At 46.6% G+C, this 26,562-nt stretch carries 23 protein-coding genes and 1 pseudogene; 14 read left to right on the forward strand and 10 right to left on the reverse strand.

The genetic code is table 11. From position 1 onward, the window contains the following. Nucleotides 1-119 precede the first annotated feature (119 nt). Entirely contained in the window at nucleotides 120-500 is a 381-nt protein-coding gene (locus tag AC6B99_RS00580; RefSeq protein ID WP_063892469.1) for a VOC family protein, read from the forward strand. Nucleotides 501-683: 183 nt separating this feature from the next. Here AC6B99_RS00580 and AC6B99_RS00585 read toward each other — a convergent pair whose 3' ends face one another. The 4 genes from AC6B99_RS00585 to AC6B99_RS00600 form a co-directional block, all read right to left on the reverse strand. Beyond that, entirely contained in the window at nucleotides 684-1,328 is a 645-nt protein-coding gene (locus AC6B99_RS00585) for an HAD hydrolase-like protein (protein WP_494864749.1), read from the reverse strand. Between the two features lie 108 nt (nucleotides 1,329-1,436). After that, on the reverse strand, nucleotides 1,437-1,889 hold the full coding sequence (locus AC6B99_RS00590; RefSeq protein WP_056031120.1) for a hypothetical protein: 453 nt from the start codon (nucleotides 1,887-1,889) through the stop codon (nucleotides 1,437-1,439). A 173-nt stretch (nucleotides 1,890-2,062) separates the two neighbouring features. Then, nucleotides 2,063-2,815, reverse strand: a complete 753-nt coding sequence (locus AC6B99_RS00595) for an SDR family oxidoreductase (protein WP_494878835.1) — start codon at nucleotides 2,813-2,815, stop codon at nucleotides 2,063-2,065. A gap of 42 nt (nucleotides 2,816-2,857) precedes the next feature. Continuing rightward, entirely contained in the window at nucleotides 2,858-3,625 is a 768-nt protein-coding gene (locus AC6B99_RS00600; RefSeq protein ID WP_496662506.1) for an SDR family NAD(P)-dependent oxidoreductase, read from the reverse strand. A 343-nt stretch (nucleotides 3,626-3,968) separates the two neighbouring features. On the opposite strand from AC6B99_RS00600, the gene AC6B99_RS00605 reads away from it, so the two are divergent. Continuing rightward, nucleotides 3,969-4,613 carry a TetR/AcrR family transcriptional regulator gene (locus tag AC6B99_RS00605; RefSeq protein ID WP_496662507.1) on the forward strand — a complete coding sequence of 215 codons (645 nt, stop codon included), beginning with the start codon at nucleotides 3,969-3,971 and terminating at the stop codon, nucleotides 4,611-4,613. A gap of 296 nt (nucleotides 4,614-4,909) precedes the next feature. Next, a complete protein-coding gene (locus AC6B99_RS00610) occupies nucleotides 4,910-7,258 on the forward strand; it encodes an endo-1,4-beta-xylanase (RefSeq protein ID WP_496662508.1) in 2,349 nt (782 codons plus the stop codon). Nucleotides 7,259-7,404: 146 nt separating this feature from the next. Here the strand turns inward: AC6B99_RS00610 and AC6B99_RS00615 are convergent, their stop codons facing one another. After that, nucleotides 7,405-8,370, reverse strand: coding sequence for an ABC transporter substrate-binding protein (locus AC6B99_RS00615; RefSeq protein ID WP_496662509.1), 966 nt, complete (start codon nucleotides 8,368-8,370; stop codon nucleotides 7,405-7,407). A gap of 194 nt (nucleotides 8,371-8,564) precedes the next feature. Between AC6B99_RS00615 and AC6B99_RS00620 the strand changes: the two genes are divergently transcribed. Continuing rightward, the gene (locus tag AC6B99_RS00620; protein ID WP_496662510.1) at nucleotides 8,565-10,331 is read left to right on the forward strand and encodes an AraC family transcriptional regulator; all 1,767 of its coding nucleotides are present in this window, start codon (nucleotides 8,565-8,567) and stop codon (nucleotides 10,329-10,331) included. Nucleotides 10,332-10,446: 115 nt separating this feature from the next. On the opposite strand, the gene AC6B99_RS00625 is transcribed toward AC6B99_RS00620, so the two are convergent. Beyond that, the gene (locus AC6B99_RS00625) at nucleotides 10,447-11,400 is read right to left on the reverse strand and encodes a ribose-phosphate diphosphokinase (RefSeq protein WP_494864763.1); all 954 of its coding nucleotides are present in this window, start codon (nucleotides 11,398-11,400) and stop codon (nucleotides 10,447-10,449) included. A 244-nt stretch (nucleotides 11,401-11,644) separates the two neighbouring features. Between AC6B99_RS00625 and AC6B99_RS00630 the strand changes: the two genes are divergently transcribed. Beyond that, the gene (locus AC6B99_RS00630) at nucleotides 11,645-12,154 is read left to right on the forward strand and encodes a GNAT family N-acetyltransferase (RefSeq protein WP_056032909.1); all 510 of its coding nucleotides are present in this window, start codon (nucleotides 11,645-11,647) and stop codon (nucleotides 12,152-12,154) included. 80 nt (nucleotides 12,155-12,234) lie between these two features. On the opposite strand, the gene AC6B99_RS00635 is transcribed toward AC6B99_RS00630, so the two are convergent. Further along, the gene (locus AC6B99_RS00635; protein ID WP_056031095.1) at nucleotides 12,235-13,089 is read right to left on the reverse strand and encodes an SDR family NAD(P)-dependent oxidoreductase; all 855 of its coding nucleotides are present in this window, start codon (nucleotides 13,087-13,089) and stop codon (nucleotides 12,235-12,237) included. A 317-nt stretch (nucleotides 13,090-13,406) separates the two neighbouring features. Between AC6B99_RS00635 and AC6B99_RS00640 the strand changes: the two are divergent. From AC6B99_RS00640 to AC6B99_RS00675, 8 genes and pseudogenes are all read left to right on the forward strand, one after another. Continuing rightward, a pseudogene (locus AC6B99_RS00640) lies at nucleotides 13,407-13,526 on the forward strand (TetR family transcriptional regulator); the annotation flags it as partial. Between the two features lie 326 nt (nucleotides 13,527-13,852). Continuing rightward, nucleotides 13,853-14,221 (forward strand): MGMT family protein, encoded by a 369-nt coding sequence (locus AC6B99_RS00645; RefSeq protein WP_494864767.1) that lies wholly within the window; start codon nucleotides 13,853-13,855, stop codon nucleotides 14,219-14,221. A gap of 29 nt (nucleotides 14,222-14,250) precedes the next feature. Further along, nucleotides 14,251-15,432: a hypothetical protein gene (locus AC6B99_RS00650; protein WP_496662511.1), complete on the forward strand. Its 1,182-nt coding sequence runs from the start codon at nucleotides 14,251-14,253 to the stop codon at nucleotides 15,430-15,432. 204 nt (nucleotides 15,433-15,636) lie between these two features. Then, entirely contained in the window at nucleotides 15,637-17,163 is a 1,527-nt protein-coding gene (wsfD, locus tag AC6B99_RS00655) for a glycan biosynthesis hexose transferase WsfD (protein WP_496662512.1), read from the forward strand. Between the two features lie 4 nt (nucleotides 17,164-17,167). Beyond that, on the forward strand, nucleotides 17,168-18,784 hold the full coding sequence (locus tag AC6B99_RS00660; protein ID WP_496662513.1) for a hypothetical protein: 1,617 nt from the start codon (nucleotides 17,168-17,170) through the stop codon (nucleotides 18,782-18,784). Nucleotides 18,785-18,794: 10 nt separating this feature from the next. Beyond that, the gene (locus AC6B99_RS00665) at nucleotides 18,795-20,045 is read left to right on the forward strand and encodes a glycosyltransferase (protein ID WP_494878829.1); all 1,251 of its coding nucleotides are present in this window, start codon (nucleotides 18,795-18,797) and stop codon (nucleotides 20,043-20,045) included. A 17-nt stretch (nucleotides 20,046-20,062) separates the two neighbouring features. Continuing rightward, complete coding sequence (locus tag AC6B99_RS00670; RefSeq protein ID WP_496662514.1) at nucleotides 20,063-22,162, forward strand: cellulose biosynthesis cyclic di-GMP-binding regulatory protein BcsB; 2,100 nt, start codon at nucleotides 20,063-20,065, stop codon at nucleotides 22,160-22,162. After that, the gene (locus AC6B99_RS00675; RefSeq protein ID WP_056031074.1) at nucleotides 22,152-23,006 is read left to right on the forward strand and encodes a diguanylate cyclase domain-containing protein; all 855 of its coding nucleotides are present in this window, start codon (nucleotides 22,152-22,154) and stop codon (nucleotides 23,004-23,006) included. The genes AC6B99_RS00670 and AC6B99_RS00675 overlap by 11 nt, the downstream gene beginning before the upstream one ends. 488 nt (nucleotides 23,007-23,494) lie before the next feature. Here AC6B99_RS00675 and AC6B99_RS00680 read toward each other — a convergent pair whose 3' ends face one another. The 3 genes from AC6B99_RS00680 to AC6B99_RS00690 all read right to left on the reverse strand — a co-directional run bounded on the left by AC6B99_RS00680 (nucleotide 23,495) and on the right by AC6B99_RS00690 (nucleotide 25,628). Next, nucleotides 23,495-24,166, reverse strand: coding sequence for a hypothetical protein (locus AC6B99_RS00680; protein ID WP_496662515.1), 672 nt, complete (start codon nucleotides 24,164-24,166; stop codon nucleotides 23,495-23,497). Nucleotides 24,167-24,192: 26 nt separating this feature from the next. Next, nucleotides 24,193-24,666 carry a peptidoglycan-binding domain-containing protein gene (locus tag AC6B99_RS00685; RefSeq protein ID WP_496662516.1) on the reverse strand — a complete coding sequence of 158 codons (474 nt, stop codon included), beginning with the start codon at nucleotides 24,664-24,666 and terminating at the stop codon, nucleotides 24,193-24,195. A 428-nt stretch (nucleotides 24,667-25,094) separates the two neighbouring features. After that, nucleotides 25,095-25,628: a hypothetical protein gene (locus AC6B99_RS00690; protein WP_496662517.1), complete on the reverse strand. Its 534-nt coding sequence runs from the start codon at nucleotides 25,626-25,628 to the stop codon at nucleotides 25,095-25,097. Between the two features lie 433 nt (nucleotides 25,629-26,061). Between AC6B99_RS00690 and AC6B99_RS00695 the strand changes: the two genes are divergently transcribed. Further along, nucleotides 26,062-26,535 carry a GNAT family N-acetyltransferase gene (locus AC6B99_RS00695; RefSeq protein WP_496662518.1) on the forward strand — a complete coding sequence of 158 codons (474 nt, stop codon included), beginning with the start codon at nucleotides 26,062-26,064 and terminating at the stop codon, nucleotides 26,533-26,535. Nucleotides 26,536-26,562 lie beyond the last annotated feature (27 nt).

A 26,562-nucleotide genomic window follows, 5' to 3' on the forward strand; every position in this document is an offset into this window, starting at 1 on the left:
GCAGGCTCTTAATTATAGCGAAATTAAAAGCAATATTTTGTTGTTGTCACTTTTTTGGTATAATTTGTTGCCAAATAGATTGAAGCAGTACGTAGATTGTCGAAACTGGAGGGAAAATGATGATAAAACGGCTTGATCATTTCGTTTTAACTGTCAGTAAATTAGAAGCGACTATACACTTTTATACACAAGTTTTGGGAATGAAGGAAGAGACGTTCGGTGTGAATCGAAAAGCTTTGCGTTTTGGTAATCAAAAAATAAATTTGCATGAGGCTGGAAAAGAATTTGAACCCAAAGCTGAGCACCCTTTACCTGGGTCTGCCGATTTATGTTTTATTACTGATATAAACATAGAAGAGGTCGTGCATCATTTACATAAAAATGGGGTTGAAATTGAGGAAGGGCCAGTAAAAAGAACAGGAGCCCTTGGCCCGATTGTCTCTGTTTATGTTCGAGATCCAGATCGGAACCTCATTGAATTATCACAGTACTTAGTATGATTCTATGAGAAGTAAAAAAGTTGATGGTAAGTTAAGGTCAGCCCTGCTTTATATTATCCCCTATAAGTAAACAGTGTGGAGCAAGCTCGTTACAATTTACTTATAGGGGATTTTTCATGAGTAAATTTTGCACAGGCAGATTTTCACTCAGTAGAGGCTGGTATGTTTTCGACTCCTGTGAAGTTAAGGAGAGGTGGATTCTATTAGACGTAAAAGCTCTTGGGGCTGGTCAATTAAAAAACTAGGTTTGCCGGATTCCAGCAGTTCCTTAGGGTCGAGTCCCCAAGTGACTCCGATTACCTTAATGCCGCATTTATGGGAAGCTACAATATCCCGCAGCTCATCGCCGACGTAGATCACGTCCTCCGGCCGGAGACGGTTTTGTTTCAAATAGGTTTGAATGGTTTTATGCTTGCCGAACAGACCGCTGGAGCTGCGTATGTCATGCAGGGTGTGAATGCCGTGGGGCTGCAAAAAATCTGCGACGTTGTTTGCAGCGTTGGATGTAATAACGGATAGCTTGATGCCGCTTTGCAGCAAATGGCTTAGTACATCTTGCATCCCGTCACAAAATGGAATCGAAGCAACATGCTCATTATATTTACGTTTGAATTCCTTGCTGATTTTGCGAAACAGCATAAACCGATAAAAGGGAACGTCAAGCGCTTTAAATCGCTCCTGCAAAGATAGCTGGCTCAGCTTCTTATATTCCTCTTCGGTTACAGGCTTAAAACGATATTGTGCCGCCATTTCATTATAGATGGTAAATACAGCGGCAGCAGAGTCGGCAATCGTACCGTCAAAATCAAAAATAACATGCTTGTACATACCAGTATCAGCTCCCTTGTTATGCCTATTTATACTATAAAAAGTAGACGATAACAACAAGGGTAGTTCATGACGGAGCTTTGCGGGTACGGGCATTTTAACATTTCTCTAGCCGTTGACCATCGAATAAATGAACATAGCGACAAGAATATTGACGATAAAAGCGGAGCCTGAGATAAGCAGGGAGAGGAGGACCTTCGCGGCAGTAGGAAGCTGGCTGCGGAATAGATTAACGTTTCCAAGCATGGCAATGGCACCAATTGCACCGCCTACAGCACCGCCCAAAAAGAGCAGCAGCAGAGGCAATGCGCTCAAAATCCATTCATAGCTCTTTAGTTTTTTGGCGAGCAGCACTTCGCGGCCATTCCATGTCACCTTCGGTACGTTATCAAGCATCGCCCGTCTAACCGTAATTTGCTGCGTCTCTCCATTGAGCGGGAAGAGGTAGCCATCATTTGATTTTTCAATTTTATTGCCATTAATAAATACGGAAAAGCGTCCTGCAAAACCAGTAGTAATTTTTAATTCAGTGTTTTCGGCCAAAATAGTTTGGAATTTCATAGATAATTCTCCTTCTGTTTATAAAAATATAATAATCCATATCCTAGTACTATTTCGATCTTTTTAACTAGAAAGTGAATAGTTCTATATTCCTAACTTTAGGAACAATACACTAATCAGAAAAAGAAAACAGCACCTGCCAGTAATCGGCAGATGCTGCTTGTTTGTAGCAATTAAGAGCGTTTAAAGATGAGGAAGCCATCTTCAACAGGAATCGTTTGTCCATTGATTGCGGAAGCTTCTTCGGAGAAGAGGAAAGCTACAACATCAGCAATTTGCTCCGGCTGAATGAGCTTTTTGCTCAGATGCTGCTCAGCAAGGAAATTTTTGAAATCATCGCCATCCTTGATAATCGGTGTATCGATGAAGCCTGGTGCGACTGCAGTTACGCGAATGCCCGCATCAGCAAGCTCCAGTGCTGCCGATTTCGTCATCATGACAACAGCAGCCTTAGCGGCTTGGTAAGCAAAGCTGCCTTTAGCAGCCATGTAACCGAAGATGGAAGCGGTGTTGATAATAATACCTTTAACACCAAGCTCTTTCATTTTCTTCGAGGCATAATAGATGCCCAGGTACACGCCAAATTGGTCTACAGAAATAACATGGTTGAAGTATTCTGGTGTGTGATCCTCAAAGGAGCGAATGTCGCCAACGCCGGCATTGTTGAAAATTCCATCAAGCGTACCGTGCGTTTCAACTGCTTTGTCGATCATGTTTTTAACATCTTCCACGCTGGAAACGTCAGCGCGAATTGCGGAAGCTTGTCCGCCAGCTTGCTTGATCAATTCAGCTGTTTCTTTGGCTGTAGCTTCATTGTAGTCGGAGGATACGACGATAGCGCCTTCGGCAGCAAGCTTCAAGGCAGTCGCACGTCCAATGCCGCTTCCCGCACCTGTAATGATGATGACTTTATTTTCAAGCTTCATTGTAGATAGTCTCCTTTTCGATTAGTTGTATATATTTATTTGCTATTGTCCAACCATACCGCCATCGACCGTATAAAGCGATGCCGTAACGAAAGATGCTTCATCGGACAGAAGGAAATTCATTACAGCAGCTACTTCTTCCGGCTCACCGTAACGGCCCATCGGCGTTGCGGCTTCATTGGCTTTTTTGAATGCCTCTGGATTGCCGAAGTTTTCTTCAATTTGGCGCATCATGCGCGTATTGATCGTACCTGGAAGAACGGCGTTGACACGAATGCCAAGCGGAGCAAGCTCATTAGCTGTAACGCGAGTCAAGCCGATTACGGCATGCTTGGACATGATATATGGGGACATGCCAGGTGCGCCCATGAGGCCCGCCAGTGATGAAGTGTTCAAAATCGCGCCGGATTTTTGTTTTTTCATAACAGGAACGACGTAGTGAAGACCAAGGAATACGCCGCGAACGTTAACGTTATATACAAGGTCAAGTGCTTTCACGCTTTGCTCTTCGATGAGCCCGGATGGACCTTCGATACCGGCATTGTTAGCGAAATAATCGATTGTGCCGAATTTTTCCACGGCTTTATTTACGTAGTTTTCAACATCTTCTTCTTTGGAGACGTCTGCTGCTACGATTAGGGAGTTGGAATCGTCAAGGCCAAGCTCGGCTACGACTTGCTGCAAAGCTTCAAGCTTCAAGTCTACCAGTACCAAATTAACTTTACGCTCTACAAAACGGCGGGCAAGCTCTTTTCCAATACCGCCAGCGGCGCCTGTAATGACTGTGGTTTTCGTTGTTGTTGTAACCATGTTTTATCGCATCCTTATCGTATAATTTAGTCGAGCGCAGCTTGTATGAATAAGTTGTATGTGTGCCATTACAGGTTACACTTCACAATGTTGTCACGACAATAATCAATACTTTCTTAAATGTCACGTAAGTGACAGGTAAAGAATGTATGTCTACTTATAGACGGAAATTGAACATATGAAACTTAATTGTTGATTTTTGCTTATGATGTATAAATGTATTCCACTGTATGCAAGCTTTGGGTGTTTAATAGGTGTGGGAGATTAGATAACATTTATTATGGAATATCGAATGAGGTATAATAGGGACAACATTACCTATAGGCTTTGGAGGCTGAGCGCATTGGCAACGGAGAAGCAACTGGACCGAAGGACGAGAAGGACGCGTCAAGCGATTAAAGCTGCATTCGTGTCGCTCATATTAGAGCGAGGATATGAGGCTGTGACCATACTTGATGTGGCAAAGCGGGCGGATTACAATCGCGGAACTTTTTATAAGCATTTTGTCGGCAAAGAAGAGCTGCTGCAAGAGATACGAAGCGAATTTCTGCTTGGCTTTGCAGAGACGTTGCTCATCCCTTACGAGGGGATGGATCTGGTAAAGGCAGAAGATATTTATCCTTCGGCGCTGCAGCTGTTTGACCATATTGAAAAACATAAAGATGAATTTCAGGCGCTGCTTTCCGTAGATCGCAGCTTTGGGTTTGAGCTTTACGACGTGCTTCGGGAGTCGATGAGGCGCGATATGCACATAACTATGGATGTGGGCAGCCCTGCTCTAGACTATGAAATTTTGCTCAGCTACCAGATGTCAGCTGCAATGGGCGTTATTCTTTATTGGGAAGAATCGGGCTTTAAATATTCGACCTCCTACATGGCTGACCAGTTAATTGGACTGGTAAATCGCAAAATGGACAAAATCACGTTCAAAAAAAATGCGCCAACGCCAGCTCCAACCGTAAGTGTCTATTCCCCTTATAATCAGTAAGCTTGCGTTCGTTAGGGTAAAGGACCAAGTTTTTGTTACAAATTTTCCTATTAATTGATATTGTAGGCTTAGCTAGGAAGATGTATAATTTTTCATAGGGGTCGTTCCCAGCTCTAACTATCGGGTATCTTGCTTGCAAAAGGGTCGGCTCTTCCAACCAAAATAGGGAGGAGGCGCGTCTGTCTAAAAATATAGACAAGTATAAGTCGTTATCTTCGTTTAAGTAGGTGGAACGACAGTACTTCGGATTTGTGAGTGGTTACCATACCCGAATAGGAAAAGGAGTGAATTAAAGAATGAGCAATCGTCAGCTTTACCCATTTATGAAAGCGCTTAAATTTCTAATTATCGTAAGTTTATTGCTTCCCCTTTACTGGGCAAAGCCTGTGCAAGCGGTGGAAACCGGGAATACCTTGCTTCAGCAAAGCGATTTTGAGGATGGTACGGTGCAGCAATGGGTTGGCCGCGGCAGTGTGGAGGTTTTGGCTGCAAATGCAGCAGCAGCGCGCAGCGGAGCATACGGCTTGGCGGTTAGTGGACGCACAAGCACTTGGCATGGGCCTTCTCTTGATGTGACAAGCCAGCTTGAGATTGGGCAAACGTATGAGTTTATTGGCTGGGTCAAGCTGCCTGCTGGAGCAGCAAACGCCAATATTTCAATGTCTCTTCAGCGCACATTGCCTGCTGGTACCCGCTATGAAAATATTGCATCTGGAGCGGTCACAGCGAGCGGCTGGACGAAGCTGCAGGCTACATTCAAAATGCTTGAGCCAGCCACACAGGTAGCGGTTTATTTTGAGGTGCCAGGAAGTGCAACCGCTTCCTTTTACCTTGATGATTTTCGTTTTGAGCGGCAGCCGGATCTTGGACCGATTATAATTGAAGACACCATACCGTCGCTTAAAGATGCCTTTGCCGGAAAATTTTTAATTGGCTCAGCTTTTACCAATGATGAGCTGCTGACCGTTCCGGATAAACAGCTGCTTTCCAAGCATTTTAACAGCGTCACACCTGGCAATGTGCTGAAGTGGGACAGCACGGAGCCGCAGGAGAATGTGTTTAATTTTACGGAGGCAGATGCTGCGGTAGCTTTCGGAGTGCAAAATGGCCAGCAAGTGCGCGGGCATACACTAGTCTGGCATTCACAAACACCTGACTGGGTGTTTCGTGATGCGAACGGAAATTTAGTCAGCAAAGCGGTGCTGTATGCACGCATGCAAAATCACATTCAGACTGTAATGGAACGATATGAGGGCAAAATTTATGCGTGGGATGTAGTTAATGAGGTTATCGATGCATCGCAGCCAGATGGCTTGCGCCGCAGCCTGTGGTATCAAATTGCAGGGGAAGAATATATTGAAAAAGCGTTCGAGTTCGCCCACGCAGTGGACCCGACCGTGAAGCTGTTCATTAACGATTACAATACACATGAATCGGCAAAAAGCCAGGCACTGTATAACTTAATTACCCGTTTGCAGGCCAAAGGCGTTCCGGTTGATGGCGTTGGCCACCAGACGCATATTAGTCTTTATTATCCAACACTTGCGGAAATTGAAAGCTCCATCATCAAGTTCAAAGCGCTTGGACTGGAGACGCATATTACCGAGCTCGACATTAGCGTCTATTCGGATAATTCGCAATCCTACGATACATTCTCCGCGGAGCTGAAGCAGCGCCAAGCCAACTTGTACAAAGCGCTGTTTCAGGTGTTTTTGCGGCATACGGACACCGTTACGAATGTAACCTTATGGGGCAAGGATGATGCGCATACGTGGCTTCGCACCTTCCCGGTAACCCGCAACAATTGGCCGCTGCTGTTCGATGAGCGTTTGCAGTCCAAGCCTGCCTATTGGTCGGTGCTGGAAACGGTCCAGACGCCTGAGGGGCCGCTCGTTCCTGCTGCACCGACTGGCCTAACAGCGACAGCTGGCAGCATGCAGGTTCAGCTTGCTTGGAATGCGGTAGCCGGCGCGACCTCGTATACGGTGAAACGGGCAACGACGAGCGGCGGGCCATATACGACGCTTTCTGCTGCTGTATCTGGCAGCGTCTATAATGACACAGCCGTTACGAACGGAACGACCTATTATTATATTATTCAGGCGGCCAACAGTGCTGGTACGGGAGCAGCCTCGGCTGAAGCCGTTGCTACACCGAGCGGTACGACCGGGCCAGAGCAGCCTTCTGGCGCCTTAGCGGTAGCTTATCGAGTAGGGGATAATAATGCAGGGGATAACCAGCTTAAGCCGCAGTTCATCATAAAAAATAACGGGACGACTCCCGTCGCAATGAGCGGACTAAAGATCCGCTACTGGTATACGATTGACGGGGAAAAACAGCAAAACTTCTTCAGCGACTATGCCCAAGTAGGCAACGGTAATGTATCGGGCAGCTTCGTCAAGCTGAGTACGCCGCGGACAGGCGCCGATTATTATGTAGAGCTGTCCTTTGGCTCTGGCGCGGGCAGCATCCCAGCGGGCGGGACATCTGGCGAAATTCATACGCGCATTCATAAGAGTGATTGGACAAATTTCAGCGAGACGGATGATTATTCTTTTAACTCGACACGGACGACTTATGCAGATTATACGAAGGTCACCTTGTATCAAAACGGAAATTTAGTGTGGGGCACGGAGCCTAGCTAATAGGGGAAACGAAAAAAAGGAAGTGCGGAAGGCAGATCGTTGCCTTTCTGCACTTCCTTTTTTAACGTCCTGCTGAACCAGCCTGTCCGCCAAAAGAAGACGATTATTTAACACGTGAGCAAGTCTATTATGCTCTACTCTTTCACTTATTCCAGCTTAGTTTGCTTGGCAGCTAATTTTTCAGCAATTTCTTCTGCCTGATAAATCGTCGTATAAGGATCAGCAGAAAGGTATTTATGAATATCGAGCTCATAAACCCGGTTATTTTTCATGGCATCCATCCCCGCCCATATTTCGGGAATATCTTCTTTATCACTGTTCTTGGACTTCATAAGCAGAAGATAATCGCCGACATATTCTCCGAACAGCTCGGAGCTGATATCCATGCTTTCCTCGCCTTTATCGATTAAGTCCTGCTTAATCTTTGTGGCAGGGGTGAGGCCGAGCAAGTCGTATACCGCTTTACCGCCTCGGTTTGCACTTTTTCCAACGATGCCTACATTAGTGAGCCAATTAAAATCAGCTATCGTAAAGGTGGCACCAGCTGGTACGGCAGCCTGTGCTTTTTTACGTGCGGCTTCTGCCCTTTGGGTAAACTGCTCGTTCCATGCTTTTGCTTCCGTCTGGCGATTCAAAATTTCGCCCATAGCGGTCACTTCCTCTTCCATGGAAGCATATTCGTCGGGCACGAAAACGACCGTCGGAGCAATTTTGGAATAGGACTCATAGGCATCTTTGCTCCATGTAATAATGAGATCAGGCTCAAGCTCTACCATTTTTTCAAGTGAAACCTGATTGTGATTTCCGATATCTGCTGTATTCTCCAGAGGTTTGCGCATAAATTCGCCATAATCGAGAAGGCTGTGAGGCACTCCGATAGGAGTGACGCCTACAGCGAGCACATGCCCAATATTCCAATCTACAATGATGCGCTCTGGCTGAGCAGGGATTTCGATCTCTCCAAGGGACGTGTTTATCATCCGGGTTTTCGGAATTTCGACTGCATCTTCCACTTGATCGGTAGTCTCTTGATTAGTGCAGCCAGAGAGAAATACTGCAAGTAACAGCATGGCGAGGCATGCCATTTTGTAAAAAGCTTGTTGTCTAAACATTTTGTACCCTCTTTCTAATTGATAACAATTTTCATTTAAATCCCACTTTAGATGAATTTTTCAGATTGTACAATGACCAATTCGGACCGAGGGCATACCCGTTTCGGAACTTGATATATATTTGTATTGAGAATTGTTATCATATATGATGAGAACGTATGCTTGTTTTGAAGCTAACGATAGGAGCTTTCTTAATGGATATAGAGCAGTATGCAGCGCTGTGGGACAATAGGCCAATTCGGCTATTGGATGTACGACGTTATGAATATGAAAGTAATCAGGTACCGAGCTCGCAAATATGCCCGTCCAACACTTTTTTATTTGTAACGCGCGGCCGAGGCATCGTGTGGCTGAATCAAGAAATGCACAGGGTTGATACCTGCTATGCCATTCATGGCAGCCAAGGGGCGCATTTAAGTGTCATAGCCGATGAGGCGATAGAGCTTTATTGGGTTGTTTATATGTTTTTGGGGCCTTTGCCCGTGGAAGCTGCGGATTTGAATGCCCACTTTGGCATGCAGCTGTCCTATCCTTCACCGCTTTTGGAGCATGTGGTGCAGCTGCAGAAGCAATGGGAAAACATTGATTATTTGGAGCGTATCCAATCGACCGCACAATTTTATCAATGGCTGTACGAGCTGTTAAAGCAAATTCGGCAGCATCGCGCGCTAGCTTTGAGCCCTGACCGAACCATGCAGGTCATCGGCTATTTGGCGGAGCATTATAAAGAGCAGATAACCGTTGAGCACGTAGCCGTTATTTTTCATTGCAGCCCCCGTTATTTAAATCGTCTGTTCCAAAATCGGCTGCATACGAGCCCGGGACGTGTGCTGTCCCAAATTCGCATGGCCCAAGCATCGAGGCTGCTCAGACAAACGGAAGCGACTCTGCAAAATATTGCCGAGCAAGTGGGATATGCGAATGGATTTACATTAAGCCGTTATTTTAAAAAAAATTTTGGAATTTCACCTATGTCTTATAGGGAACAGCTTAAAAAACACGGGCCAGCCTTTGAAATAGGAGCTGGAGATCTCGGTTCAGCTGTAAAGGTATGGTTAGGAACGGATAGCGAAGGGACGGCAAATCGGGCAAACAGCAAATCCATCGAAACCAGGACAAGAACGATTGCTACGCCAATGGGCAGCATTCAAGTTCCGGATAGGCCTAGTCGGGTAGTCGTGGATTGGGATATCGGCCACGTATTGGCGGTAGGGGTTACGCCGCTAGGAGCGCCGCATTCTTTGATCGGGAGCAAGGAGTGGTTTGCGCCCTATATGAATGCGGAGGTGAACAATATCGGCAACCATAACCAAATCTCTCTGGAAAAAGTGCTGGAACTGGAGCCGGATTTGATTATTACCTGGAACCCCTGTGCATACGCCTCGTATGCCCGCATCGCGCCAACGGTTGTTTTTCAAAGTGAAGCGTACCAGACTGTAGCGGAGGAAATTCAGGCGATGGGTCATATTTTGAATCGAAAAAAGGAAGCGGCTAATTGGCTGGACGAGTTCGCACGGCGAATTTCTCTAGTACGCCATCATGTAAGCACATATGTTTCGTCTGAGCGGACATTTACAATAGCTGACCCGAATTGGTCGGAGCATGTCGATTTGGTTGGGAACAGCAAAGGCCGTGGAGGCAGAGCTGCCTATGAGCTGCTGGGGTTCAAGCCTGCCGAAAAAGTACGCCGTGAGATCATGGAGCAGAGGCTTGAATACGCCCAAATTGAAAGAAGCGCGATTAGCAGGTTTCTTGGCGACTATTTGCTCATGCTGAATAGTTCGCAGGGCAGCCCTTCTGCCCAATCGATGCTAAAGTCTGAATTGGATAAAAAGCCGTCATGTGAAGTCATTTACTTGGAATGGAATAAATATTTTTTATCCGATCCTTTGTCGTCCCTACTGCAGGCGGAGGAAATCGCGCAGCGGATCACGGCAGTGGGTCCCATTCCTATGCGGTAATCAAACCAAACAGGACGAGGAGGAAGGAGGGATGGGAAGGGACACAGCAGCCCTTCATCCTCCAAAACCGCGAGCAAACATGGCATACATGTATGCTGAACAAGGAAGCCAAATGTTAAACCTTGCCCGAGTTTACCTGTGTATCGATGGAGCCGCCCTGAATAATAATTTGTACGGCAGCAGCGATTATAGGAGCTATTGGCAGGATGACAAGCTTTTCACCAAAAGCTTCATGCTCCTCCTGCATCGCAATCGTATCGGTGACGACGATTTCACTGATATTAGGCGATGCCAGCAAATTTCGTGCCCCTCCCGAAAAAAGCCCATGTGTCGCACAAACATAAGCATTCCCGGCGCCATTTTGCTTAAGGGCATTAACGACATTGACGATTGTATTCCCGGTATCAATCAAATCCTCAATGATAATCGGCGTTTTGCCCGCTACATCGCCAATAATATGCGTAATCTCCGTCTGGTTGTGGGCCGGGCGGTTTTTGATCATAATGGCGAATGGGCAATTGAGCTCGCCAGCAAGCTTTTCCGCTGTGGAAGCACGTCCTGCATCGGGAGAGACGACGACCGGATTTTCAATATTTTTGTTTTTTAAATGATGGATAATAAGGTCGAGGGCGGTTAAATGGTCAACCGGAATTTCAAAAAAGCCTTGAATCGGATCGGCATGAAGATCAATCGTTACGATGCGGTTCGCCCCTACGGTCGTCAGCACCTCGGCGACTAGCTTCGCCGAAATCGGCTCGCGTGGCGCGGTTTTTCGCTCTTGCCGGGCATAGCCGTAATAGGGCAAAATCAAATTGATTTTATTTGCCGAGGCACGTTTGGCAGCATCAATGAGCACAAGCAGCTCGACCAAATGTTCATTAACCGGATGGGACATCGCTTGAATAATAAAGACGTCGCAGGTGCGGATCGGCTCTTGGTAGGAAACGTGAATTTCGCCGCTTTGCTGGCGGGTAATAGCGACATCGCCAAGCGGCTGCCCAAGCAAAGAACAGACCTGCTCAGCGAGCTTGCGGTTGGATGTACCGGAAAAAAGCTTTATTTTTTGCATCTTAAGCCTCCTATAGGAAAAACGTTTCACCAATTTTTTGGCTTTGAAGCTTGTAGCTACGCAAAACGTTGACCATTGGCATCATAGTGCCGGACATCTCCGATGTGTCTTTACAGAAATTATTCGCGGCAATGAAGATTTATTCGATGATCATGTTTAGTATATTGAGCTCAAATTACAAATTGGATATGCTAGAGAGGATGAAACAGAGATGAAAAAGGAGTATGAAAAAGGAGCTGAGGGCATGGGCCAATCGTTGCGAGTAGCAGAGCTGACAGAGCTTGATGAGCATACGTTAGAGGAGTTAGCCGGGCTCATTGTCGAGGTCGTAGACGATGGAGCGTCGATCGGCTTCCTGCCGCCACTTAGCAGGGAGGATGCGAAAGGGTATTGGCAAGGCGTATTGGAGCCGGGCACTTTGCTGTGGGTTGCCAAGGAGGGAGAGCGAATTGTCGGTACCGTACAGCTCCAGCTGGCGCAAAAGCAAAATGCGTCCCACCGGGCGGAAATCGCCAAAATGATGGTGCAGCCCCAGCAGCGGCGCAAAGGCATTGCCAGACTGCTGATGCAGGCAGCGGAGGAGCGGGCTGTTGCGGAACAACGAAGCCTGCTCATCCTAGATACGCTAGAAGGAGCGCCGTCTAATATTTTGTACCAGTCGCTGGGCTTTATGGAAGCAGGGCGTATTCCGAAATTTGCCCGTTCAGGTGATGGCAACCTATATGCGACGGTATTATATTACAAAGAAATATAGTTGGTTTGATTGTCCAAAGCCCAATTAGGAGCAGCAGCTTGCCGCTCTTAATTGGGCTTTATATTGAAGCACCCTCACACTTACTGGGGCTTTGCAAACTCCCGGTCATAAATCGAGCTGACGAGATTTAGCACTTTGGCGCTTTGGTCAGTAAATTTCAGCGCAGAGGTTTTGCCATTTACAAGATAAGAGCCAGGCGCTGCGAGCTTCTGCTTGCCGACCGCTGCTTCATAAAGCAGGGAAGCGCCTTTGCTCGGATGCGGGAAAAATAGCTTCATGATGGGCTTTATATAAAAAGGCAAGCCGGAGCTTTTTCCTTTTCTAATCGTATTATTGCCGCCCGGATCAACGCTGATGATGCGCAGGCCTTCTGCAGCAAGGGCTGGAGCCAGCTCCTTTGTCCACAAGGAAAGAGCGAGCTTGGAGGTGGAGTAGGGACCGAACAGCTTCTTGAATTCCGTTGGGCGCTCCAACGTTTTCGCGTCGAATTTCTTTAAAGTTTTGAAAGAGCTGGTCGACGTATTAACGATCGTCTTATAGCTTCCTTTTTTGAGCAGCTCCTTCAGCTCCATAAAGACGGCATAAGGCGCGACCGTCTGCAAATCAAAATGCTGCTCCCGCCCTTGCTTGGTTATGGATAGCTCCGAGAAGCTGCCTCCTGCATTGTTGAATAGCACATCCAGCTTGGCTTCTGCTGCTTTAATTTGCTTCATTGCCTGCTTTAAGCTTGCAAAATCAGCTAAATCGGCTTTGTAAATGCGAAGCTGTCCCTTGCGCAGAGCAGCTTGAATCTCCTCATCGTCCTCTAGAAAATCGGAACGAATGAGCGCGGCAACATGCCAGCCTTCCCCAAGCAGCCTGCGAGTGAGCGCTAGCCCAATTCCATTGTTAGCGCCTGTAATGAGCGCGGTTTGTACATCTATTTGCTTGTTCATTATGTTTCCTCCTCGATAAGGTTGGCAATCAAACCAGCAGCTAGCTGTTGATGCTGCTCTTGATGGCATTAGCGTACAACTTGGAGGCGACTCCAAGTCAAGCAGTCAGGCAAAACTTTTTGAAACAAAGGACTTGCAAGTCTTTTTAAAAATATAAGAATTTATAGGTTTCACTCTTATAATCAGCTTATATTTCTCGGACTGAAACGCGCCGCGCCGCCAAAGGATGGCGACAGCCGTTTCACCTTGGATCGGATATAGTTTAAATCAAGTTAGTGATTGATCAATCAATACCAATTGAAAGGTTTGGTGCGTTTATGGCAAAAGGAACGGCAACAGCTGCCAGCAGGCGTTCCGACATCGTATCTGCGGCTATTGAGGTTTTTTCCGAGATTGGTTATTATCGCGCAACTACAGCGCAAGTAGCCGAGCGGGCTGAAGGTTATGTATCATCTGTTCTTCGAATCCGTTCCAGCATCTGATGAGGCAACGCGCAAAGCATGGCTGGAGCAGATTTCCTATATGGCAAGCAAGGCTTAATCGGGCAGCTTATTTCACTCATTTGTAATTGATCAATCAATAATTTTATAAGTATGTATATTGTAAAATAAGGCAGGCCGAAGTTCCCCAGGGAACGACGTGCTTGCCTTTTTTGAATTTATTTTTAGATTTGCGTGTAAATATTAAATGTAGAAACCAGTCGAATGCTGAAACATGTTACAATCTTTTCAAAAGAAAAATAAGCTTTCTAGCGGAGGCCATCATGCAGCCATTTACGAAAAGAGTTATTGAAATTATAAAACGCATTCCAGCAGGCACTGTCATGAGCTATGGGCAGATTGCCGAGCTTGCGGGAAGCCGCAGAGGAGCGCGCCAGGTCGTGCGGATTTTGCATACGCAGAGCAGCATCCATCAGCTGCCGTGGCACCGGGTTGTCAATGCGCAAGGCGAAATCGCCATCCCGAGTGAAGAGGGGAATATGGAGCAGCGGTCCCGCTTGGAGGAAGAGGGCATCGAGGTTAGTGCGCAGGGCAAGCTGGATTTGGCAAAATATCGTTTTAATCCGGCGCCAGCGGACATAATGGGAGCGTGGGATAACCTAGATCCAGACGATGTGGACCAAATGTTTTAAACCCGGATTCAGAGAAACGAGGCAGATGGATGCGTAAAATACAATCAAGCGGTTCGGGCAAAAAAGTGATCTTAACCGCAATAACGTTCGTGTTATTGTTGACGGCATGTGGACGCTCGGAGCAGCCAGCTCCATCCTCATTGCCTACATCCTCGGCAGCGCCACAGGACACGCCTATGGCAGCATTGCTGCCAGAGCAGCATTATGGTGACAAGCTGCAAATGCAGGACAAGCGGCAGAAGCTGTATCATTTTATAACGACTGAGCTGTCTGGAACCGCTGGCATTTATACGAACTTGCAGGATACGGAGCAAAATGCGGAGCTGACGACGGGGCATGAAATGCTTAGCGAGTCAGCGGGACTTATGATGCGCTTCAAAGCGTTAACGCAGCAAAAGTCTGCTTTCGAGGAGGAGTGGGCCCGCGCCAAGCAATCGTTCAATATGGAGACGGCATTCAGCTACCGCTTCAGCCCCAAGCTGCAAAAGCGTTATACGCTGAACGCAGCGGTTGACGATTTGCGCATCATCCGGGCGCTTTATGAGGCCGGCGATGTTTTTCAAAATGAAGGCTACAAGCAGGAGGCCGACAGCTTCGGCAAGCGTTTTTACGAGCATAATGTGAAAAATGGCTATTTGTATGATTTTTATGATGAAACATACAAAATAACGAATGATTTTATTACGCTCTGCTATATCGATTTGAAGACGCTGGGGCTGCTGCCTATCGAGGCGGGGGAGCGGCAAACGCTGATCGCTAATATGGAGAAAGTCATCAAGGACGGTTATTTAACGAATGAATTTCCTTTCTATGAGACGCGTTATGATTATGGCAAAGGTAAATACAGCTCGGATCATATTAATATGGTGGAATCTTTGTTAACTGTGCTGATATTAGCCGAAATGGGTGAAGAAAAACCCGAAAGCATCCGATACATAAAGGATAAGGTGAAGGCAGGTACGCTTTACGGCCAATACACGAAGGAAGGCGCAGCCACGACGGATACGCGCTCCACTGCCATCTACGCGATAACGGCGATGATTGGCTCCGTGATTGGCGACCAGACCCTATATGCCGACAGTATTGGCAAAATGAATGAGTTCCAAATCGAGGAGGTCGGAAGCCCGCTGCTCGGCGGCTTTGGCGACACGGCAGCTCAGCAGGCCTATTCCTTCGACAACCTAATGGCTTTGCTTGCTTATACTTACTAAAAGCATGGTGAAAAAGGATCATCACTGCGTGAAAGGTTTGGCTTACGATCGCTATTGCCACTGGATTTCTTGAATAAAAACGGATCTAGCTGTAGAAATCCAATGACAAATGCGAACGCTACCGCTTCTCCAGCTCAAACCTTTCACTCCGCTTGCCTTTTCAACATGCTTTTAAAAAAGATATTAAGAAAGAAGGCGCCCACCATGATAGCAGACAGGGCCAAGCACTATGCGCGGCAAGCCTACGCCTTATTGAATAGATACCTATCGCCTGCCAGCTTCGCTGCTTTGGCAGTGTTAATTATTACAATCATCGCCTTGTTCACGCCCCCGTATATTGGGATGGCGGACAATGGGGACTTTTTTCGTATTTTGTACAGCAACGGCTTATATTTTAACGCCCCGGATTATGACAGCCAATATCTCGGCTACTTTGTAAAGAAATTTGGCATTTTGCAATATTACAATGAAAATGGGACAACCTTTACGTCCTCGCAATCCTGGTTCATTCAATTGTCAGTTGCGCTGAATACGCTGCTGGCCAGCAGCCAGGTGTTCGATGTGCGTTTTCAGGCGGCCATATTGACGATTCTTTACGTCATTGCGATTTATTTGCTCGTTGAGAGCCTGACTTGGAAAATTGACCGGAAATACGGCTATATCATTGCGCTGCTGGCGATTTTTATGTTTGGCGATACGGGATATACGGCGTTTTTCAATTCTTTTTTCAGCGAAGGCATCGTGCTTATTATGATGATGCTCGTCTTTGCCTCAGGGCTGCTGCTTTACCGCCGCCGTTACAATGATTACGCGATGCTCGCTGTGTTTACAGTAAGCGGGTTTCTGCTGACGACGAGCAAGCAGCAAAATGCACCGGTTGGCGTCATTATTGCCGTCATCGGGCTGTTCTACCTGTTCATCCATGTGAAGCGGACGTTCCGCGTGCTAATGCTGACATCGCTCACCGTTCTGATGCTGGCAGGCATTGCAACGTATGTGCTCATTCCGAAGGAGTTCGTCAATATTAACAAATACCATGCGATGACGCGCGGGGTGCTGATGGGCTCAGACGATCCGGAAGGCGCCTTGGAGGCGCTCGGCATGGACAAGCAATATGCGATATTGAAGGACAGCATTTATTATGAGCCGTTTACGACGGTGGATGTGGATTCGCCGATTTTAGAGGAAAACTTCTATAGCCAGTACGGCTTTGGTGCGATTGTCGGCTATTATATCAGCCATCCGGATCAGGCTGGCAGCATGCTGAATTTGGCAGCGAAAAATGCATTCACCATCCGCCCCGCGGCGATGGGCAACTATGAGAAGTCAGCAGGCAAGCCGTTTGGCCAGCAGACGGTCTTTTTCTCCGGCTACAGCTTGCTCAAAGAGGCGCTTGCACCCAAAACCTTCGGTTTCATCGTCATTTGGATGATTGTCGTCGTTGGCGTATATATGCCGGCTTTCGTAGCGGCGATCAGGGCGCGAAATTTAAGGCGGGCTTCGCGCCTGCCACTCATCGTCATGATGATGCTGGCCGGCTTGTCCGGCATCTTCGTCTCGATTATCGGGGCGGGGGACGCCGATTTGGCGAAGCATGAATTTCTGTTTACCGCGGCTTTTGATCTCATTACGTTTTTGGTCATTGCAGATGCTGTGCGCCGCAGATTATGGCATAGCGAGCAGGAGAAGGATTCGCCAAACGAAATACATCTAGAGAGGGTGGGAAGGTGAGAAGGTGAAAAAAAGCAAATGTAGACAACCATTACCGAAAACGCTATTGCACCTGCTGCTGTTGCTCTGTTTGCTTTGTAGCTCTTCCATTTCTTCTCTCGCTGCTGCCGCAGAAAGAGAGGCGGAGCCGATCCGCGTGCTGCTGCTCTATGACAGCTTGGCCAAGGACTCGCCAAAGGCTGGCAATGTCGAGGCGCTGCAGCAGCAGCTTGCCGCTTTCGGAGCACAGGTCACACTCCTCTCCGTAGATGGTTACTCAGACGGCATGCTGGAGCAGTATAGCAAGGTGATTCTGGTGCGAAATGCAGCTGATATGGAGCTGACGAATGCCGCTTTTGTTCAGGATAGGGCAGCCTATCGGGGCGATTATTTTCACATCGGCGAGGAATTGCCTGCTCGGCAGCAGCAATCGCTGCATATTGCCATCGAACAAACACCGAGCGAGGAAACGATGCGGCTTGCGATTGGCCCATTTTCAGATGAGGCAGTGCGTGTGCAAAACACCCCGTACATCGTGATGGAGCAGACGGCAGCCAATCCTTCGGTGAATCTTCAGGCCGAGGCCTACGGCAGCTTTACCCCCAAGCAAAATAGCGGTGCGAACGGAAGCTCCCCCTACGCGGTGAGGAATGAGCATACGGCGTATGTGCCTTATTTTCAGAAGGGGAATTTGAGCGAGCTGGCGATGTCGTATGTGCTGAAGGATTGGCTGGGACTTGCCGAGCCGGGACTAACCTACTTGCTTTTTAAGGAAATTTACCCGTTTTCGGATTTAACGCTATTGGCCCAAATGGCCGATACTTTATATGATGCGGGCATTCCTTTTGCGATAAGCGTCCAGCCGGTGTTCAGCAATTCGGAGTTTCCGGCGATGCAGCGCTATCTGGAAACGTTGAAGTATGTCCAGTCGCGAAACGGCACTGTGCTGGTCAATGCGCCAGTCGTAGCTTCAACCATTGGTCAAAATGACCAGACGCTGAAAACGAAGATGACCTCGTTCATTGACGTATTAGCGGCTTACGGCATTGCCCCGCTTGGCATGGGAGCAGAAATGTATTGGTCCTACGATAAGGAATACGCTGTGGATGGCATGGGCTTCTTTAATTCGGCGGTGCTGCTGCCTAATCAGAAGCTGATGTACCGTTCGCAGACGAACGTTTCCCAGCCCTTCGCCTCATCGCTTTACAGCATAAGCCCGAGCTATCTTGCCAGCTTTGACCGTGAGGGCAAGGCTTGGGAGCCGCTTCCGATGAATACGGCGCTGACGTATGATTTTGCTGAAAATGAAGCGCAGCTCAGCGCCGATCTCGCCAGCATTACAGAGAGCTGGATGACCTTCGCAGATTATAAGCAACAAGGCCACGAGGTGCGAACCGAGGCGCATGTCATCCTGTCGCAAGGCGGCCATATGACCATTAATGGTCAAGCGGTTACCTTGAATGATGCGCTGCGGCAGGTCAGCTCTGATTTTGAATATGCAGATAAGGGCACGGTAAGCTTTACCACCTTGTTTAATGTGCAAAATAAAATTTTTATCGTCATTATTATTGTGTCGCTCTTCATATTCGGCTTCCTCTTTATGATCGGATACCGACTCTACAGACGCAAATACTTCAAATAAGGAGACAGCTATGACAATCGCAGACATCCTCATGTTGATTGCCGTTATCTGTATTTGGTCGCTTCTGCTCGTCAATGTGGTGCTGATAATCGCCGGATATTTATTTTATATTCAGAGCGAGGGGAAGCCTGTGCCGGAAATCAAGGGGGAGACCCCCTTCGTCACGATTATGGTTCCAGCCCACAATGAGGGCAAGGTCATTACGAAGACAGTAGAGTCGCTGCTTGCGCTTGATTATCCGCATGACCGCTACGAAATTATCGTCATTAACGATAATTCCTCGGATAATAGCGCGGCGCTGCTTGCCGAGGTACAGGACAGATACGTGGGACGCAATTTAATCGTTATCAACACCGACAAGGTGACAGGCGGCAAGGGCAAGTCGAATGCGCTCAACATTGGCTTTCAGCAGAGCCGCGGCGAGCTTATCGCCATTTATGACGCTGACAATACGCCGGAGCGCACAGCGCTTCGCTATCTGGTCGGTGAAATTACGAATGATGATACGCTGGGCGCGGTCATCGGAAAGTTTCGAACACGCAACCGCGATACGAATCTGCTCACCCGTTTCATTAACATAGAGACGCTGTCCTTCCAATGGATGGCGCAGGCAGGCAGATGGAAGCTGTTCAAGCTTTGCACGATACCGGGAACGAACTTCATTATGTGGCGCCATATCGTCGAGCGGATTGGCGGCTGGGATGTGAAGGCGATTGCCGAGGATACCGAAATCAGCTTCCGTATTTACATGATGGGGTACCGAATCAAATTTCAGCCGAAGGCCGTCACCTGGGAGCAGGAGCCGCAAACGGTCAAAGTATGGTTCAAGCAGCGAACGCGCTGGGCGAAGGGAAACATTTATGTCATTGTGAAAAATATCCCCTTGCTGTTTGACCGCTCGGCGACGAACATCCGCTTTGATATTTTATACTTTTTATCGATTTATTTTCTGCTTCTCACGTCGCTCGTTATGTCGGACCTGCTGCTCATACTTCACGCCTTAGGTTACGTACATACGACGATCGCCGGATTCAGCTCCTTTCTCTGGGTGCTGGCGGTCACGCTGTTTATTGTAGGCACTTATATTACGCTAACGACGGAAAAAGGCGAGCTGAGGCTGTCCAATGTGTGGATTATTATGCTGATGTACGTATCCTATTGCCAAATGTGGATGGTTGTTGCCGCTTACGGCTTATACACGTACCTCAAGGATTTAGTATTTAAGCGCGAAGCAAAATGGTACAAAACCGAACGTTATTAAAGCTGGAGGAGAGCATCATGAAAAGACGCATATTCGTCATTACCTTCATATGCATGGCGCTGCTGCTTGGACAGCTGGGCCAGCTTGGAGCAGCAACAGCAAGCGCAGCAGAGGCACCGGGAACAGAGAGTTATGATATTCCATTCATTACAGCAGATACATCCATGTCGGGTGTGTTGGCGACGCGCCAGGACTTTTTTCAAATACCGTCTTATTGGAATGTGAGCAGCGTCGTCGTCAATATGGACTATAAGGTGTCACAGCTCGCCGATAAGGACCGTTCCAGCGTCACTTTGGCGATCAATGGCGTAGCCTTCTATTCGTTCCGCCCGGATCGCACGGTAGAGAAAAAGCAGCGCCTGAGCGTGACGATTCCTCGCGAGCTGCTGGCGGAAGGCACAAACACGCTGTCGACAGAAGGAAGCATTCAGACGATTATCAATGATCAAATATGTTCGCCTGATGAGGAGCGGGACAATTGGCTCCAGCTATACAGCAGCTCCAGCGTGGATGTTCGTTATGTAAGCAAGCCGCTGGACGGCTCCATCCGTGATTTTAATGAGCGCTTTACAAGCCTCGACACGGTCAGCAAAAGCTTGAATACGATTGCAGTGCCGGCGCAGGCTTCTGCGAAAGAAATGGAAGCGGCCGTCTACGCACTGTCTGGCTTTGCCAAGGCGAATACGCTTCAGGACAAGACGATTCCGCTGCTTGCCTTCGATGATGAGTATTATGCAGGCAAAAAACTCATTACGGCTGTCGCCTTGTATGACCAGCTTCCAAGCGGGCTGAAAACGGCTGTCGGCACAGCGGATTTGAACGGTAAAGCGCTGATTCAGCTTGTGCGCCAAGGCGAGCAATGGGCGCTCGTTGTAACCGCGAAGGATGAGGCGCTGCTTGTGAAGGCAAGCCGCCTTGTGGCGAATCAGGCACTGATGAACCAGCTCAGCTCCGACCGCAAAATCGTCGATGAGAGCACCGATGTATCGACGCCTGTGGTCAACATTAGCCGCAATGTCGTTTTGACCGAATCAGGCGACGAGCTGAAGGGCCCTCGCCATCAGGAGAAAGCTTATTTTGTGTCGCTGCCAGCCAATCGTTCCATCGCTGACGCAAGCAAAATCAGTCTCGATTTCCGCTATGCGAAAAACTTGGATTTTGACCGTTCGATGGTGACAGTGCTCATCAACAATACGCCAATCGGCAGCAAGAAGCTGACGGAGGAGCTGGCAAATGGCGATTCGATTACATTGCCAATTCCGAAAAATCTGGACATTTCCGGCAACTTTTCCGTCGTTGTCGCCTTTGATCTAGAGCTGAAAAATGCCGTTTGCGTGCAAAATCAGAACCAAATGCCGTGGGCTTTCGTGACGAAGGATTCCATGCTGCAATTGAATACGAAGGATCGGACGGAGCTGTTGTTCAACAACTATCCGTATCCATTTTTAAGGGATGGAGCATTTAACCAGGTAGCGGTCGTGCTGCCGCAGGAGCGCGATTCCTATACGTATCGTACGGTAGCGAACCTGTTTAACCTGCTCGGCCAATATGCAGAGGGCAACACAGGAGACGTTCTCTTTTATAGCGATGATGTTGCTGCTGATGTTTTGAAAGCCCGCAACGTCATCGCGATCGGAACCTTCCAAAGCAACAAGGTGATTCGTGATCATAATGACGCGCTGTACTTCAAATATGATGCGAATGGCGCAGGCTTGCAATCCAATGAGAAAATGAGCATCGACTCCGATTATGGCAAGCGTATCGGGACTTTGCAGCTGATTGATTCCCCGTATGAGGCGGGACATGGTTTGCTCGCCGTTACGGGAGCGGACTCGGAATATTATTATTTAGCTTCCAAGCTGGTCGCCAGCCAAGGAACGGTATGGAAGGTGTTCGGCGATGGCGTATCGACGGACAAGGACGGCAACATTAACGCATTTCGTTTCAAAAAAGAAGCCGAGCCCGAGCAATCCTCCGTCATTAGCAATGTGATGGAACGCACCGATGTGCTCAGCTTCGTGATCGCGGCGGCACTTGTTATGGTACTGGTGCTCGTATCGCTGATTTTCCTGGCTCGCAAATATCGCAGAAGACGGGGTGATCGCGATGAGGCGTAATCAGAGCAGTCTTATTTCCGACAGCGGCTTCCTGCTGCTCATCGTCGTCAGCTTCATTTGCATCGTATTTACAGCGGGAGATCCTGACCGTTATTTGCAAAATGTTATTTTTCTGAATGTCGCTTTCCTGATTGCGATCATTACGTATTTCACGAATGTGACGACAGGGCTGATTCTCAACATTGTGTTTATTTTTGGCTTTGGTACCTATACGCTATATGGAACGCTTGTGGGGGGAGAGGCGGTCAGCGGCGGCAATTATTTCTGGCTCGTCATGACGCCGGTGTTCACCTTGGTGACGTGGATGTTCACGCTTGCAGGCAGACAGCTCCAAACGGAAAATGAACAGCTCAAGAAAACGAACAGCCGGCTGGCGACGATGGATGAAAATACGAATCTGCGCAACAGCCGCTCGTTCCAAAATGACGCCGCCGTCTTCATGGCGCTGTCCACCCGGTATCAAATTCCGCTCACACTGCTTGTTGTGAACGTGAAATATTGGGATGAGCTGCGGCGGATGGTCAGCGAGGAGCGGATGACGGAAGCGATCTTCGAGCTTTCGCAGATGAGCCAGACAAGCATTCGGACGAATGATTCGATTTATATGCTGAGCAAGGATAATCCGACTTGGGGACTGCTGCTGTTCACAGACCGCCAAGGGGCGAATATCGTCATCGAGCGCTTGCGGCATAAAATCCAGGAGTTTAATTCTGCCGAGTTTTCGCATAAATACAAGGTGGAGCTGAGCCTAAAAATCGGAGCGCTGCAATATGAGCCGGAAGCAATCCCGACGCCGCTTGATTTCATCGTGCAGGCGCGGAAGCAGCTGGAGTATGATGTGTAAGCTAGAAGGATAATGGGAAGACAGATGCCGAATGGATAGCAATCTGGCGGATAGCAAGTTATAGAGAATCCCTTGATTTCAAGGGGTTCTTTTTTTGCTGGTGATTGAATTTCAAGGGCAGAAGCTTTAGAGGAGTGAAGGATACGCTAAGCTGAAAATAATCACCTATTTTATTGAACCAGATCCGTGACGTCGAAAAACGAAATATTGCGGATTTGAGAAAAAAAGTGCATGAGAGAAAAAGTGTGCGTTCCTAACTTTTAAATAATTTTCTTGTGTTTTCTCGTTAGATATCCTGTAATCTCATTTTTTTAAAATCAACTTCACGGTTTCAGGTATAAGCTCGTCCAACGCAATATTAATTATTTTTAGCAATTTTTATGTGAAATGCGACAACCTTTCTCCATAACATCCGGAGAAAGACTGTCGCCCATAAAATACAAGATATAATTTTAACTTTATGAATGATACACAAATACCTAATTTACTTATTCAACATTTATTTTTTGTGCAAGTTCAATCAAATAGTCTAAATTTAGAGTTCCCGGAGAGGCAACCGTATAGAAATTTTCGTCTGTTATAAGATGAACTTGTTTACGGTTAGAAGCATCTTCGATTACTGCATGATGTCCATTCAACTCTATAACTTTAACATCATTAGCATTATACCAGGACTTAGTATCTTCAATTGCGGCCTGCTCGTCACCAAAGGCATTAGTAGACTGAGAGATTAAAACCTCATGCTTCCCGTCCTGAAGTTGATAAATGGCAAGAACCGTATCACCATGCTCTGTCCGCTCTGCCCGGATATCAACTAATTGAGAAATCGAGTTATCCGTGGTTTGACTAGTACTAGCCAAACTGCGGGAAGCATTGCTTCCAGCCAAGTCAAGTGGAATGTCAATTTGCTCTGTTATATTGGAAATATCTATTCGTGAATTATCAGACTGATCGTCAAGTGCGGGTGCTAATATTTCATCTTGTGCAACCAAAGAAAATTTTTGAATATCAGTTGCGTTATTTGAATTCGAAGCATTTACAACAATATTTCCACTGTCTACCTGTTTGAAAATCTTAGTAGTATCAATAGCAGCATAAGCAGAACCGCCCAATGTTAAAGTAAGCACTGAGGTTAAAATAATTACTGTTTTCTTGTTCATATCGTGTGTCCTCCTATAAATAAATTTTAATTAATAACCCCAGATGATACAATATTACCGTTAGATCTGTACCTTAAATAATACTCTACATCAGAACTTCCAGCGCCATTTGTTGATAAACGATAAAATGTTTCGTATGTGGTGCTTCCGGGATTTCGATATAATCTTCCCCATTGATCTACGTTAGTTGTATAACTAGTGAATTTAGACCAAGTTCCACTACCAACGACTCCATCACTTGAAACGCTGTTTGCCGTTTGAAAACTTTGAACTGCGGTTTTAGTATTTGCGCCGAAAGACTTGTCCACTGCACCTACTGTTCCTGAATATCCGGATGACCACAGATCCGATTGTAGAGCGCCTACATACCCACCACTTGAACCAGTTTGCAATGTTGGCCATGTAGCGCGATCCAATGAGGCCGCTAATACAGTCTGGGCTATTAATAAAGAAGAAGCAACTATACCAATTGTAATCAGAATCTTTTTCTTTTTAATCATAATAAATGTTATTCCTACTTGAAAACTAGTTTGGACCGGAAGCGCATCCAGAAATGTGCCTTCACTTAAAAATTTTATACAATATCATCCTAATTTACCATGGATCAAAAGACCTGATAATGTAAGATGTAGAGCTTTTATGAAAAACTGTTTTCTAATTCAACTGATATCACTAGCGTTGCATTATATTTATTTGAATATTCAAAATTTCCTGGACAATCTGCTTTCACGCATAAAAAACTTTACAATAGTTTGGAGAGGTAGACCTGTCCATAAATCCATTGCTAAGGAAATTAGCATGAAAATCATAAGCGATTATATTCATTTGGTAATTGGATTGCGCCAATTTGCGCAAAAATTTTCACAACCGCTAGCAGGACAAATACATGAAAAAGCTGCCCACCACCGCCTATCTCAAGTTCCGTAAATCACAGGAAGTTGTGTATCTGGTGTAACCGTCTTTTCGACAATTGGAGAAGCTCCGTACAAAATTTCGCCTTGTCCATTGTAGGAACTTCACTTACCAGCATATCAATATCATTAATTCTTACTAATTTGGTCTTTTCAGATGTTTCGGATAGTGATAGATCAAAGACAGAAGTGTCCCCGCCTCCGCCGATAAAAGTAAATGAGTTATTTTCTAAACCAATCGTTATCATCGTCTTAGGAATTCCGTCTAACGTAACAATAAAGCTCCATTGATCGAGTGGTTTAATAACATCTGAAATTTTTGTTGAACTGCTTTCTGCTAGTTTTTCTTGTTCAATTCCCCAAACTTGAAAACCTTCACCCAGTTTGGTAGTTTTAACTTCATCTGCGTTCTTAAAGTCATATTTCCAATAGCTTTTCGATATCATTTCTTGAAAATTCAATAGTTCTTTTTCAGCAGCAGCGAATACCGACATAGACGAAATGATAAATACAAAACCAATTACTAAACATAGTTTCATGAATTTTTTCATTTTAATTCCTCCTATTTTATACACCATAAGCCCACTTATCTTTGCGGCCTTCAATCCACGTTCGATCACCAAGGCCGCCATGTTACATTCAAATTTTAATGGATTACAAAATCCCTTCATACAGACTTGTTTGGAATCTAAAAAGTTTCTGTATATGGGAAAAATGAATTAACAGCAATAGTATGACTTTTCATCAAACGTCTGCATTGCTCTTCAGGTGTTTATCCGCTGATTGGAGCAAGGCGAAAAAATAGACCATAAAGCCGTGCAGAGCACCTTGAAAGCTATTCGCAATTTATGAAAGCTAAATTCAATATCAACTTAAGTTAAAATTAAAATAAAATGTCGAATATTAAGGAGGATTGTAAATTTAGATGTGGAATAGATAAATATGGTAATCATCTTTCTGGTTGATTTTAGGAGGGGATAGCAAGTGCTTACGGGCAGACTCCATATGGCACAGGCAGGGGAGAAGCATCATTCATTTCTATATCGTGTTTATGCGAGTACCCGCGAGGAAGAAGTAGAAGCATGGGGCTGGGAGGAATCGTTTCAGCAGGCCTTTCTGCGCATGCAATATGATTTACAGAAGCGCTCTTATGAATCGCAGTATCCGGATGCGGAGAACTATATTTTAATGAAGGATGATTTCCAAATCGGGGTTTGCATGCTTGTTCGCAAGGCAGATAGAATGATACTCGTTAATGTGGCACTGCTGCCAGCTTTCCGCAATTCTGGTTATGGCACGTACTTGCTTCAGGAGCTTCAGGAAGAAGCGGCTGAGAAAAAGCAGCCTATTCAACTGCATGTGATGCGGGGCAATGAGGCGCTCCGTTTGTATGAAAGGCTAGGGTTCCACAAGGTAGAGGAGCAAGGCATGCATATATTGATGGAATGGAAGCCATAGACTCCTAAGACAGGACAGGCCTCGGCT

It is taken from the genome of Paenibacillus liaoningensis (assembly GCF_059609455.1).

Coding starts and splice junctions, on each gene's coding strand:
- AC6B99_RS00580 (WP_063892469.1), top strand. CDS start 120: ATGATAAAACGGCTTGATCATTTCGTTTTAACTGTCAGTAAATTAGAA.
- AC6B99_RS00585 (WP_494864749.1), bottom strand. CDS start 1,328: ATGTACAAGCATGTTATTTTTGATTTTGACGGTACGATTGCCGACTCT.
- AC6B99_RS00590 (WP_056031120.1), bottom strand. CDS start 1,889: ATGAAATTCCAAACTATTTTGGCCGAAAACACTGAATTAAAAATTACT.
- AC6B99_RS00595 (WP_494878835.1), bottom strand. CDS start 2,815: ATGAAGCTTGAAAATAAAGTCATCATCATTACAGGTGCGGGAAGCGGC.
- AC6B99_RS00600 (WP_496662506.1), bottom strand. CDS start 3,625: ATGGTTACAACAACAACGAAAACCACAGTCATTACAGGCGCCGCTGGC.
- AC6B99_RS00610 (WP_496662508.1), top strand. CDS start 4,910: ATGAGCAATCGTCAGCTTTACCCATTTATGAAAGCGCTTAAATTTCTA.
- AC6B99_RS00615 (WP_496662509.1), bottom strand. CDS start 8,370: ATGTTTAGACAACAAGCTTTTTACAAAATGGCATGCCTCGCCATGCTG.
- AC6B99_RS00620 (WP_496662510.1), top strand. CDS start 8,565: ATGGATATAGAGCAGTATGCAGCGCTGTGGGACAATAGGCCAATTCGG.
- AC6B99_RS00625 (WP_494864763.1), bottom strand. CDS start 11,400: ATGCAAAAAATAAAGCTTTTTTCCGGTACATCCAACCGCAAGCTCGCT.
- AC6B99_RS00630 (WP_056032909.1), top strand. CDS start 11,645: ATGGGCCAATCGTTGCGAGTAGCAGAGCTGACAGAGCTTGATGAGCAT.
- AC6B99_RS00635 (WP_056031095.1), bottom strand. CDS start 13,089: ATGAACAAGCAAATAGATGTACAAACCGCGCTCATTACAGGCGCTAAC.
- AC6B99_RS00645 (WP_494864767.1), top strand. CDS start 13,853: ATGCAGCCATTTACGAAAAGAGTTATTGAAATTATAAAACGCATTCCA.
- AC6B99_RS00650 (WP_496662511.1), top strand. CDS start 14,251: ATGCGTAAAATACAATCAAGCGGTTCGGGCAAAAAAGTGATCTTAACC.
- wsfD (WP_496662512.1), top strand. CDS start 15,637: ATGATAGCAGACAGGGCCAAGCACTATGCGCGGCAAGCCTACGCCTTA.
- AC6B99_RS00665 (WP_494878829.1), top strand. CDS start 18,795: ATGACAATCGCAGACATCCTCATGTTGATTGCCGTTATCTGTATTTGG.
- AC6B99_RS00670 (WP_496662514.1), top strand. CDS start 20,063: ATGAAAAGACGCATATTCGTCATTACCTTCATATGCATGGCGCTGCTG.
- AC6B99_RS00675 (WP_056031074.1), top strand. CDS start 22,152: ATGAGGCGTAATCAGAGCAGTCTTATTTCCGACAGCGGCTTCCTGCTG.
- AC6B99_RS00680 (WP_496662515.1), bottom strand. CDS start 24,166: ATGAACAAGAAAACAGTAATTATTTTAACCTCAGTGCTTACTTTAACA.
- AC6B99_RS00685 (WP_496662516.1), bottom strand. CDS start 24,666: ATGATTAAAAAGAAAAAGATTCTGATTACAATTGGTATAGTTGCTTCT.
- AC6B99_RS00690 (WP_496662517.1), bottom strand. CDS start 25,628: ATGAAAAAATTCATGAAACTATGTTTAGTAATTGGTTTTGTATTTATC.